9 protein-coding genes are annotated in these 12,609 nt (G+C 46.6%); 8 read left to right on the top strand and 1 reads right to left on the bottom strand.

The features are described 5' to 3' along the window. The first annotated feature begins 62 nt into the window (after positions 1–62). The gene (locus tag B0I21_RS15770; RefSeq protein WP_133641448.1) at positions 63–914 is read left to right on the top strand and encodes an SDR family oxidoreductase; all 852 of its coding nucleotides are present in this window, start codon (positions 63–65) and stop codon (positions 912–914) included. Between the two features lie 70 nt (positions 915–984). Here the strand turns inward: B0I21_RS15770 and B0I21_RS15765 are convergent, their stop codons facing one another. Beyond that, complete coding sequence (locus B0I21_RS15765; protein WP_166637881.1) at positions 985–2,322, bottom strand: S41 family peptidase; 1,338 nt, start codon at positions 2,320–2,322, stop codon at positions 985–987. A gap of 356 nt (positions 2,323–2,678) precedes the next feature. Here B0I21_RS15765 and B0I21_RS15760 point away from each other — a divergent pair, with 356 nt between their 5' ends. From B0I21_RS15760 to B0I21_RS15730, 7 genes are all read left to right on the top strand, one after another. Then, positions 2,679–3,455 (top strand): SDR family NAD(P)-dependent oxidoreductase, encoded by a 777-nt coding sequence (locus B0I21_RS15760; RefSeq protein ID WP_208292366.1) that lies wholly within the window; start codon positions 2,679–2,681, stop codon positions 3,453–3,455. A 63-nt stretch (positions 3,456–3,518) separates the two neighbouring features. Then, positions 3,519–4,439, top strand: coding sequence for a helix-turn-helix domain-containing protein (locus B0I21_RS15755; RefSeq protein WP_133641446.1), 921 nt, complete (start codon positions 3,519–3,521; stop codon positions 4,437–4,439). Between the two features lie 373 nt (positions 4,440–4,812). Beyond that, entirely contained in the window at positions 4,813–5,415 is a 603-nt protein-coding gene (locus tag B0I21_RS20415; protein ID WP_133641445.1) for a carboxypeptidase-like regulatory domain-containing protein, read from the top strand. After that, positions 5,330–7,858: a SusC/RagA family TonB-linked outer membrane protein gene (locus B0I21_RS15745; protein WP_243836181.1), complete on the top strand. Its 2,529-nt coding sequence runs from the start codon at positions 5,330–5,332 to the stop codon at positions 7,856–7,858. The genes B0I21_RS20415 and B0I21_RS15745 overlap by 86 nt, the downstream gene beginning before the upstream one ends. A gap of 18 nt (positions 7,859–7,876) precedes the next feature. Continuing rightward, positions 7,877–9,343, top strand: a complete 1,467-nt coding sequence (locus B0I21_RS15740) for a RagB/SusD family nutrient uptake outer membrane protein (protein ID WP_133641443.1) — start codon at positions 7,877–7,879, stop codon at positions 9,341–9,343. A 12-nt stretch (positions 9,344–9,355) separates the two neighbouring features. Continuing rightward, complete coding sequence (locus B0I21_RS15735) at positions 9,356–10,945, top strand: arylsulfatase (protein WP_133641442.1); 1,590 nt, start codon at positions 9,356–9,358, stop codon at positions 10,943–10,945. A 29-nt stretch (positions 10,946–10,974) separates the two neighbouring features. Next, positions 10,975–12,606 (top strand): arylsulfatase, encoded by a 1,632-nt coding sequence (locus tag B0I21_RS15730; protein ID WP_133641578.1) that lies wholly within the window; start codon positions 10,975–10,977, stop codon positions 12,604–12,606. Positions 12,607–12,609: the final 3 nt, after the last annotated feature.

The following is a 12,609-nucleotide window of genomic DNA, read 5'->3' as shown; positions in this document are numbered from 1 at the left end:
AAATTGTAACAAAACTTATTACATAATAAAATATATTTTCACAATACATAATTGATAAAAACATGAAAACAGCGATTACAGGAGCTACCGGTCAGCTAGGCCGCTTAGTTATTGAAAAATTAAAAGAAAGAACATCCGCAGCGGATATCGTTGCTTTGGTTAGGGATACAGAAAAGGCGGCTGACCTCGGCGTAGAGGCAAGGGCCTTCGATTACAACGCCTCTGCTGGGTTGGCTACGGCGCTTGCCGGTGTGGACAAGCTGTTGCTGATCTCTGGAAATGAAATTGGCAAGCGCAAGGAACAACATGCACATGTTATCGCTGCAGCGAAAGAAGCTGGCGTCAAACATATTGTATACACCAGCTTGCTCCATGCAGATCGTTCTACGCTAAGTTTAGCCCCGGAACATCTTGCAACCGAAGAAGCCTTGAAAAATTCGGGTATCGCTTATACCATTTTACGAAATGGATGGTATACCGAGAACTATACCGGCTCTATTTCGGGATCTTTGGCTGCTGGCGCATTTATCGGTAGCGCGGGAAATGGACAAATTTCTTCCGCTTCTCGCTTGGATTTTGCGGAAGCAGCGGCTATCGTGCTGACGAGCCCGAATCAAGAAGGTAAGATTTACGAATTAGCAGGCGATAGTTCATACACCTTGGCAGACTTGGCTGCGGAGCTTACGAAGCAACAGGATAAGGATATTCCATATGCAGACCTTCCGGAACAGGAATACGTTGATGTGCTCAAAACCTTCGGTGTGCCTGAAACATTTGCACAGGCGATCGCAGGATGGGATGTTAGCGCTGCTAAAGGCGACTTATTTGACGACGGAAAGGCACTCTCCAAATTATTGGGACGCCCAACCACGCCGTTGGCCGATACGATCAAAGAAACGTTGGCAGGTTTGTAAAAACAACGGGAGCTATGCTCCCGTTGTTTTTGTCAATAATTTTTGGGAGCGCTGACAGAAGCTTGGCTTTTTAAAGCCAACTATTTAAAGTGGAAGCTACAAAATCCACCCAATTGTTTTCCCCTATAGATTTATCCAAATAGAAATCTGGGTGGATTCCCTTGTCATCTACGGACATCTCGGGTATGCGCAACGATCTTGATATGCAATATTCAAAGACAAAATCACCGGTGGATAACGGAGTTTCTACCATATTGGAAACGTCCAGCGCACCACCGGTCTTTCTTCCAAACAATTTCACTTTTCGGCTTTGGGCAGCAGCAAGGATAAATTGTTCGGTTGTACTGAAGTTGTTTTCATGAATGATGATCCCTACGTTTTTCGGATAGTGCAGGATGCTATCCGGCTTGCTTAGGATCACGTCTTTGCCGAATATATTTACAAAGCTACCCAAGTTATTGTTTAATAGGGCCTGTATTTTTTTATAGGCGCTTTTTTCCGCTTCACTAAGATCAGGATTTTTTACGATCTCGTCCCACATTTGATTGTTCAGTTTTGTGGATAACAATTCGGCCGTGACGATTCGGGTAACACCGCTGACTAGGTAAGGCATCAGATTAGAAAAATTGTTATCCTGACCACCTTGGCAATCGCGAAGATCGATGAGGAGATTCGGTGTAGACCGGATGGCTACATCAAATGCTCTGAGTACGCTGTCTATTGCTTTCTTATTAAACGTAAAACTCGGTATTCGTAAATAAACCGTGCTGTCATCCCTTTGCTCCGCATAGGTATCTGCTGAGTTTTTCAGTCTATAAAACGCTTCATCATGCTTTCGCATTTGCCGCGTGATGCCTTCCCGGCGATACGTATCATCATTGATTCTAAGAATATCCTTATCCAACAATTCCAATCTACTTAAGCCAACTGGGCGGAAGGAAGATCGATACACCGTTCCGCTTTTTGAAAGCTTATCCGATGTAAACACTATTTGACCTTTTTTCCAGCTCAGCGAGTCGTTGACAACGACTCCAATGTATCGACCATCTTTTTCAACCACCAGCATGCGGTGGTCTTTGTTTTTCCAGGTGCCCAAGACTCCTTCTGGGTTTTCTGAATCAACATGGTCTGCCAGAATGCGCGTCAAGTTATCGCCTTCAACAAATTGCTTAGGCCATATCGCTGCCGACACCTGCTTTTTTAGCGTACTATCGGTTTTCGTGAGTCGGTGATGGCCAGTTCTAAAGAATCTTAGCCAGCCTTCAAGAGCGACCTGGCACGCATCATAATCCGAGATTTCTAACACTTTAGCCAAATAGGATTTTGTATGCGCCATATAGGCTTCCTCCCCCTTTAAATCTATAATATGTTGAAAGCCGGCATCGTTTTTCTCAAATATGGAAATCATGGATTGCAGGTTCTGGGTACAATCACAGTTTTGTGCTTTCGCGCTCGTAAAAGTCAACAAGAGCAAAAGAGGATAAATACAAAATCGCATGTTAAAAATGGTAAAGTTAATTAATAATGGGTCTCTTTATGAATTAAAGGCTGCAAGATAAAGTATTGTTATCGTTATAGAAAACTTTTCATGAATTATAGAGAATTTGAACAATTTCGGGGTAAGAAATGCTTATGCCAGCAGCGATTAATGGAGAGCCCTGCATTTTCGCCGACCCTCAATTTGGCTACAAACAAACTTGATTTGGCTACACGTCTGCCATCGGTATTGCGGAATTTTGGTCTATCAAAATTTAAAAGAATATCATGATGGAGACAAAAGAAAAAAAAGTAGCACTGGTTTCTGGTGCCAATACAGGCGTAGGATTTCAAATAGCAAAAGCATTGGCAGACAATGGCTATGTTGTGTATGTCGGATCCCGAAGTCTGGAGAAAGGAAAGGCCGCTGCGATGGAAATGGGCGGCGAAACAAAAGCCGTTCAGCTTGATATTACAGATGAAAATTCTATCCAGGCGGTGGTAAAATTAATCGAAGCAGAATATGGTTACCTCAGCTTGTTGGTCAATAATGCAGCCATTTCGCATGTAGGCAAGGCTGGCCGGACAATGGAAGAGGTATTAGGTGCACAGCGTGCGAGTGTGGCGCCCATCGACGAGATGCGTGCCGTTTGGGACACGAACGTCTTTGGCACGCTGGCGCTGACGCAGGCTTGTTTACCTTTGCTACATCAATCAACCAGTGCACGTATCGTCACGGTTTCCAGTGCATTAGGATCCTTAACGTTGAATGCTAACCCACAAAACCCTTATCGCGCAGCATTTGATGCGGTTTATGGCGCTTCGAAAACTGCGCTTAACGGCGTTTTCCTTTCCCTGGCGAATGAACTGGAAAATACCAACGTCAAAGTTCATCTGGTAAGCCCGGGATTCACGGCCACAGCGCTTAATAACTTTCAGGGAACTGATACTGTGGAAGAGGGCTCGCGTGAACCGATCCGTGTGGCTTTGGCAGAAGATATGCCGACAGGTAGCTTTACCGGGCCGGAGAATACGGCTGGAGCGGGCTACGATCTTCCTTGGTAATTGATACACGGAGAAAAACCTGCGGACCACACGTGCCGCAGGTTTTTTGTTTACATTTAAACAATGAAAAATAGCGAAGATAAACTCGTTCGGTTTATATCTATATCGGAAACCCATCAGGCATTTGGTCTGCCTAAGCCGCAACATCCGCTGATAAGCTTGGTTCATTTCGATGATAGCAACCCTTTTAATACGGCCATGGCACCGATCTACGACGTGCTGAACTTCTATAAAATAACTTTTATTACCAAAAATAAGGGTCGGCTGAAATACGGTCGCGACTATTACGATTTTAATGAGGGAAGTATGCTATTTCTAGCTCCGAACCAGCTGGTGGGAAGTACCGATTACAACAGTGAAACCCATGCCTATATCTTGCTTATTCATCCTGATTTTTTGATGGGCCATCCCTTAGCACGAAAGATCAAGCAGTATGGTTATTTCGGCTATTCAGTGAATGAGGCGTTGCACCTTTCGGGACAGGAAAAGGAAATTATCCAATCGCTTTATAACATCATGGAGCGGGAATTAAACAGCCGTGTAGACGAGTTTAGCCAAGAAGTGATCGTTGCCCAGATCGATTTGTTGTTAAGTTACGTCAACCGCTTTTATAAGCGTCAATTCATTACGCGAAAAGGGGTAAATAAGGATATCCTCGAAAGAACAGAAGCTATTCTTGATAATTATTTCAACAGTGGGAAGCCCTTGCAGCAGGGTGTTCCAACAGTACAGTTTCTAGCAGCACAATTGAACATTTCACCTGGATATTTGAGCGATATGTTGCGATCACTGATTGGGCAAAATGCGCGACAGTACATACACTTGAAGATGGTGGAAAAAGCGAAGGAGAAACTTTCTACGACCGACTTATCAATGAGCGAAATTGCTTACGAACTAGGCTTTGAGCACACGCAAAGCTTTAATAAGCTGTTTAAACAAAAGACCAAAACCACCCCGCTGCAGTTTCGGGAAAATTTTAATTAACACGAGGTCGCAAAGCTGAAGAGGCCGATGGCTTACCCGTGATGGATTCAAAAAAGCATAAAAATAATAATATCTATAGATTTAGTAGTTTATTTAAAATTTAGTTTTATATTTGGCTCGTCAAAAGATTTTTTTTGAAAACTAGATATGACTAACATTTTATGGACAGCAGCATTACCCTCACTGACAAACTACTTACATTTTCTTTCCACTGGAATCTCGGGCTCCCCTTCCGAATGCGAATGTGTAGGTAGACTATCCCTCTACAAATAAAAAGGGGGAGTTTGCACTCCCCCCATTTGACTAATAATGAAACAAGTCTCAATTGGCGTTGGACTCTTGTTTTAAAACTCACTATTAAACATCCAAAAATATGAAAATAAATGGAGTTTGGGGATACTTCGTGCTATTCCTATTGTCATTGCTGAGCACAGTCGCTGCACAGGGGCAGCAAACCTCTCCCATAATCAATGCTTCACTGGTTGGTAAAGTCATAGATGCCAACACAAAAGAACCCATCGAAGGCGCTACTGTCCAGCTTGAAGCTGTGACGCATAGCGTGAAGACAGATGCCGAGGGCCAGTTCCAGTTTGTTACCGGACAAAAATTGCCTTTTGCTGTAACGGTTTCCTACTTGGGCTATGAACAAAAAAAACTTGTTATCTCCATCTCACCAACCGTCATTGCGCTTGATCCGAAGATTTCGGGACTTGATGAAGTTGTTGTGGTTGGCTATGGCGCTATCAAACGAAAAGATCTCACGGGGTCTGTAGCTTCCCTTCCCAGCGAACTGTTGAAGCAAAATGTGTCCTCGCTGGACCAAGTACTAAAAGGTGGTGTGTCGGGCGTGCAGGTTACACACATCTGGGCAGCCCGGCGGAGGTGTCAGTATAAGAATACGTGGCGGCGCCTCCATTCAGGGAGGAAACGAACCTTTATATGTCATCGACGGCTTCCCGGTATACAACCAAACTGAAAATACAGGTGTAGGATCGGGAGCCACGGTCAATCCTTTGGCTAGTATCAATCCGGCAGATATTGAGAGCATGGAAGTGCTAAAAGACGCCTCGGCAACTGCTATCTATGGCTCGCGCGGGGCGAACGGTGTGGTGCTGGTTACGACAAAAAAAGGCAGCGCGGGCGGCGCTAAACTGACATATGATGGTAGCATCGGTTCACAAAGTGTGCTTAAAACCATCGATGTGCTGGGCGCGAAAGACTTTGCCATACTGCGGAATGAAGTGTTATTTGATGCCAACCCATCCCGCGGGCAGTATCAGTACCTGTCGCAGAGCGACATCGACGCCCTTGGCGACGGCACCAATTGGCAGAATGAAGCCTTCAGAACTGCCCCTATACGTAATCATCAGCTATCGCTAACGGGCGGTGGCGACCGGATCAAATATTTTTTGGGAGCCAATTATTTTGATCAAGAGGGCGTCATCGTGAACACAGATTTCAAGCGGCTGGGTTTTCGGAGCAACATTGACGCAAGACCCTATGAGCGGCTGACCATAGGAGCCAATCTTTCCATAAACCGGACGCAGGCGCAAATCGCACCCTCCGGGATTGTTAATTCTTTATTGATTATGCCGCCTACAGCTACGGTTTACGATGCTGATGGTAGCTATACACTTCGCAATCCGTTCGAAAATATATTTGCAAACCCCATTGCCACGTTATTGGAGACCACAAATGAGCAGGTCGGACTACGAACGTTGGGAACCGGCTTTGCACAATACGATATCCTGGACGGTTTGCAGCTAAAAGTCTTGCTGGGCGTAGACCTCAATACGCGCAACGACAAATTCTATCTGCCGTCTTACATATACGAAGGCTCCGTGAATAATGGCCGTGCCAACCTGGGCAACCTGGACTATTATTCATGGCTCAACGAAAATACCCTGACTTACAACAAATCGTTTAATAATCACAACCTAAACGTCTTGCTTGGCTTTACACAACAGGAAGCACGTAATGCGATATTTGGTGCTGGTGCCGAAAACTTTGTCACCGACGAATTGCTGTACAATAGTCTCCAAAGTGGATCGACATTACTGCGGCCGCAATCGGGCGCCTACGCTTGGGTGCTTCACTCGTTTTTAAGCAGGGTTAATTACAATTTCAAAAATAGATATTATGCTTCTGCGAGCATCCGTCGCGATGGAAGCTCTCGATTTGGAACAAACAATAAGTGGGGCAACTTTCCCTCCCTTGCTTTTTCCTGGCGGGCTAGCGAGGAAGCCTTCGTCAAGCAAGCCCTGCCGTTTCTTGATGATCTTAAACTGCGCACCAGCTTTGGTACAACGGGAAATTTAGAGATCGGAGAATATCAGTCGCTCTCCACGCTGTATGCACTAAACTACCTGATTGGAGGGAATATTGCCACCGGCTTTGCTTCGCAACGTATTCCAAATGAAAACCTTGGCTGGGAAACTACTTACCAATATGACGCGGGTATAGACTTTTCGTTTTTTCGTAATAGATTCCAGTTCACTTTTGATTGGTATTACAAAAAGACAACGGATCTGCTCCTAAATGTTGAAATTCCCTGGACATCGGGGTATGCGAGTTCGCTGCAAAACTACGGCTCTGTGGAGAACAAAGGCGTGGAATTTAATCTTCGCAGCCGGAATATAGAAGGTGAGTTTTCTTGGTCGACAGACCTAAATGTGTCTTTTAATCGCAATAAGGTTCTATCTATCGGGAATGGTGACGCCTACATCACGGGTAACTACATCATCCAAGTGGGCAAACCACTGGGTACCTTCTATGGTACGGTGACCGACGGTATTCTGCAGCTGGGGGAGGAGGCGACGAAGGGCGCTTACACGGGCAACGCGACGCCAAAAGCTGGTGACCGTTTGTATAAAGATATTGATGGGGATGGCAAGTTTACCACGGCCAACGATAGAACGATTATTGGTGACGCGCAGCCCGATTACTTCTTCGGCATTACCAACACGTTTAACTACAAGGGGATTGATCTGAGTTTCCTTATACAGGGTTCTGTTGGCAACCAAATTCTAAACATGAATAGACAAGCTTTGGAGATGTTTACCGGTCAACAAAATGCATCCATCGATGCGCTACAGCGTTGGACCGCAAGTAATCCTTCAGCAGACTATCCGCGAGCAAAACTGGATCCTGCGCCCATATTTTCCGATCAGTTCGTCGAAGACGGGTCTTTTGTACGCCTTAAGTCACTTCAGTTTGGCTACACGCTGCCTAAAAAATGGACCAAGAACCTATTGTCCAACGTGAGGCTTTATGCTGTGGGGCAGAATCTGCTCACGTGGACGGGATATAGCGGTTTTGATCCAGAGGTTACTTCAGGTAACAACGTGCAGATCGGAGTCGATCAAGGCATATATCCCGCCTCAAAATCATTTTCGGTCGGGGCATCAATCACATTTTAATCAGGAGGGCTACTATTTATGAAAATCAAAATTTTAATCGGGCTTCTTACGCTAAGCACACTACTGGCCTGCTCTAAACTAGAGGAAAATCCGGATGCGCTGTTGGTATCGGAGCAATTTTACCTCAATGAGGGCCAGGCTCTGTCGGCAGTAACCGGTACGTACCGCAAACTTTACGAAAGCGGACAATCTATTTACAACGGGCTTTTCCAGATCGGGGTGGAGATGGCAACGGATGATTACGAAGCTGGCCCGCGGGCGCGTAATGCCCATGTGCGTGCGATCAGTGGTTTGACGCACGACGAGTCAAACGATCGTATGGAACAACTTTGGAAACAGAGCTATGATGCCATCAACGCATCCAATCTAAATATCAAAAACATAGACGCCATGACTGACGGGCAAATCAGTCCGGCTATCAAGTCACGCCTCATCAACGAGGCAAGATTCTTAAGGGCACTGCATTACTTTAATCTGGTTCGTTGGTTTGGCGATGTGCCCTTGGTGACAGAGCCGGTATCGTCATTAAGCGGCGAGCAGCTGTATGTTTCCAAAGCTACAGAACAGGAGGTATACACCCATATTGAAAATGACTTGATCGAGGCGGAAAACCTGCCCAACTATTTGGAATATGGCGAAAGCGATCGTGGTCGTGCCTCGCGTGGGGCCGCGAAAAGTTTGCTCTCGAAAGTATACCTAACACAACAGAAATGGGAGCTCGCACGCAACAAAGCAAAAGAGGTTATTGATCAGGAGGGATACGATCTGTTCGAATCATTTGTTGATGTATTTGCCGTGGATAAAAAGAATGGAAAGGAGCATATTTTTTCTGCGCAATTTCAAGGCAACAGCGGATACCAAGGCAACAGTCTGGCCGGTCGCTCAGCGCCGGCAGACATTCCGGGTATCAATGGCGATTATTCTGATGCCCTGCACGCGGAAGGTTTACTTTATCAAGCTTATGAAGCGCAGGATACAAGGTTGCCGGTAACGTTCACTACAGGTAAAGTATCGCCGGTAAATGGGCAATACTATGCGTTGAGCAAACCGCAATTCAATAAATATTATGATGAAAGCGTGGTTGGAAACCAGAGTCAGTCTTCCAAGAACCTTTCCATAATTCGATATGCGGAGGTGCTATTAATCTATGCTGAGGCAGAGAATGAATTGGCCTCCTCACCAACCGCGGCGGCTATCGAAGCATTAAATAGGGTGAGAGACCGTTCGGGTGCTACGCTATATGCCGGAGGCAGCGGTAAGGATGCATTTCGCGAATTGGTTTTCGAAGAAAGGCGCAAAGAGTTCGTGTATGAATATCAACGGTGGTTCGACCTCGTGCGCAGAGGAGCAGACTACTACATAGCGAAGCTCCATGCAGCCAAGAAAATGCTGGCGGCGGCAAGGCACCTGCACTTCCCGACACCGCAGCGTGAACTAAATCTGAACCCTAACCTCAAACAGCATCCGGACTGGATAAACTATTAAGATGTAACACGTATGAAACAGACACTAAGTTTTATTGCACTATGGTTAGCGTGTATGCTAACGCTGGCACAGGATAAACGACCAAATATCATCCTTGTATTGGTGGATGATCTGGGTTTTTCGGATATCGAACCGTTCGGGGGGCTTGACGTCAGAACTCCTAATCTCACACAGCTGGCTGCGGAGGGGACGCGTTTTCAAGAGTTTTACAACAATTCCATCTGTGCGCCAACGCGCGCTTCCCTGCTCACCGGCCAATATGCGCACAAAGCCGGCATCGGTTATTTTAATGTTAACCTCGGCTTGCCGGCTTACCAAGGGTTTCTCAATAAAGAGTCGTTAACACTTGCTGAGGTTCTTAAGAATGCGGGCTATTCAACAATCTTATCCGGGAAATGGCATGTGGGTGACGATCGGGATCAGTGGCCGGCACAGCGTGGCTTTGAACGCTCTTTCGGCTTTATCGGCGGTGCCGTAAACTTCTACGAGATCAATGACGACGATAACCCTACGGTTCCGTTGCTAAGGAATAACGAGCCATTCTATCTGCCTAAAGGGCGGTACCTGACCGACGAAATCACCGATCAGGCCATCACATTTCTTCAAGAACAAGACAAGGAAAACAAACCCTTCTTCCTGTATCTCGCATTTAATGCACCCCATTGGCCGCTACAGGCGCCAGAGGAAGATATCCAAAAGTACAGCGGTGTTTACAAGCAGGGATGGGATAGCCTTCGTGCGGATAGGCATCGCCAAGCCATCGCTAAAGGCGTGTTTCCGGCAGGCCAGCAGATTGCGAGTCGTGACACCGTGGTACAACCTTGGAACAAGCTTACTTACGACGAGCAGCAGTATTGGCAAAGGCGGCAACAAGTATTCGCCGGCATGATAGACCACGTCGACCAAAGCATTGGCAAACTGCGCAGAGCACTACAATCGCTAAAAAAGGATGACAATACCGTTATTATTTTCCTGTCTGACAATGGGGCGCAGGGGGGCGATCGTGCCCGAATATACACCCAGCGCAACACGGAAACTGTGGGACGAGCAGGCTCTTACGAGGTGCAGAACAGCAACTGGTCGCAAACGGGCAACTCGCCACTTCGTAGCTATAAAGATAATCCATACGAAGGAGGTATCGGCGCTCCGTTTATCGTATGGTACCCAAAAGAAGTGAAGGCTAATAGCATCAAAAAAGGTACCGGCCATATCATTGATATCGCGCCGACACTTTACGACTTTGCACAGGCTAAATACCCCTCAGTACTTCATGATATACAAACAAATCCACTAGCTGGCGTAAGCTTGCGCGAGGTGCTAACAACGAACAGTAATCAAGCAGACAGAGGAAAGCCCCTGTTTTGGGAACGGGCTGGTAACAGGGCTGTACGCTACGGGAAATGGAAACTCGTCTCGCTGTACCGAACGGGCAATAAAATCGAACTGTATAATATTGACGAAGATCGCGCGGAGAACAATAATGTTGCGAGCCAATTTCCAGAAGTAGTGCAGGAACTGGAGGCGCTCTACGAAGGATGGGCACGGGAAACAGGCGTCGTCAATTACGAACGTATACGCCCACAAAGAAACTCACTTCGTTAGTACGCAAACGCATCTAAATAACTCCAATGATGAAAAAGACTTTTATAACACTATTGGGCATATGCAGTCTTAGCATGGCCGTTTACGCCCAGAAACAAGAGCGCCCAAATATTGTGGTTATCTTGGCTGATGACCTAGGCTATTCGGATCTCGGAGCCTATGGCTCCGAAATCGCTACACCGAATCTTGATCGTTTAGCGAAAGAAGGCATTCGATTTCAACAATTTTACAATAATTCCATCTGTGCACCAACCCGGGCATCGGTCATCACGGGGCAGTACCAACATAAAGCCGGTGTAGGTTACTTTTCAAACGACTTAGGGCTGCCCGCCTACCAAGGCTACATTAATGCAGAATCATTGACGTTTGCGGAGGTGCTCAAAGCCAATGGCTACATCACGCTGACTTCGGGCAAATGGCATGTCTCGGGTAAAGACCAGAGCTATCCTTGGCAGCGGGGCTTCGATAAAGTTTTTCCGAAGAATGAAAGCGGGGCCAACTCTGGCGCACCAGGATTTGGTCAGGTAGAGACCGATGCAGAAGGCTATCCGCTTTCCGACTATTACTCGACCAACGTCATCAACGCGCACGCAGAGCAATTTTTGGATGAAATCAAGGGTGAAAAGAAGCCTTTCTTCTTGTACTTAGCCCACACGGCGCCACACTGGCCGCTGGTCGCCCTGCCGGAAGATATCGCTAAATACAAAGGAAAATACGATAAGGGATGGTTTGCCATTCGGCAAGAGCGTTTCCAAAAGCAAAAGCAGCTGGGCCTTCTAACGCAAGATGCCGTACTTTCGGTTCCCGATCAAGACCTCTACGACTGGGATAGACTATCCTATGACAGCCGGCAGTCTTGGGCAAAAAAGATGGAAATTTTCGCGGCCATGGTCGATCGTCTCGATCAAAGTGTAGGCTCTCTTCTACAAAAGCTAAAGGAAAATGGACAGCTAGAGAACACGCTTATTATTTTCCTTTCGGACAATGGCGCTCCAGCAGAAGATCTGGTAAAGTGGCACGGAGGCGCACGCGCGAATTCGGGGCCTGTTGGAACCGTAGGATCGTACGAGTCGCAAAGCAAAAACTGGTCGTATGCCTCTAACACACCTTTTAAGGCTTATAAAGACTACCTGCACGAGGGCGGTATAAACACACCGTTTATCGCTTGGTTTCCGGAAAAGATTAAACCCAATACGATCGTACAGGGGACGGGACACATTATCGATCTTGCGCCCACGCTATACGAGTTGGCTAGAGCAAAGTATCCGAAGAAGTACCAGGGGGTAACACCGCATGCGCTTCCGGGCAAAAGCCTGTTGCCTGTGCTTACCGGCGCAGCGCAAGCGGTAGATCGTCCTGAAGGACTCTTCTGGGAGCGAGCCGGTAATCGAGCTGCGCGCATCGGCAAGTGGAAACTGGTATCTACCTGGCCATCCTACAGCTGGGAGCTTTATGATCTTGAAAAAGACCCGACGGAAACGACGGATGTTGCTCGCCAAAACCATGCGGTTGTATCCCAACTTTCGCAAGCATACTTCAAGTGGGCGAAACAAAATGGCGTGGTAGACTTTGCACAGCTGGAAGATAAAGAACCGGCAAATATGCAACTTTTTAGGAAGAGTAAAGTACAAGAAATTACAACCCCTGGCTTTGGTTTTTAATGC

Origin of the sequence: Sphingobacterium paludis, assembly GCF_004364125.1 — a bacterium.
Taxonomy (GTDB): domain Bacteria; phylum Bacteroidota; class Bacteroidia; order Sphingobacteriales; family Sphingobacteriaceae; genus Sphingobacterium; species Sphingobacterium paludis.
This window is presented reverse-complemented; position numbering and strand designations above follow the sequence as displayed.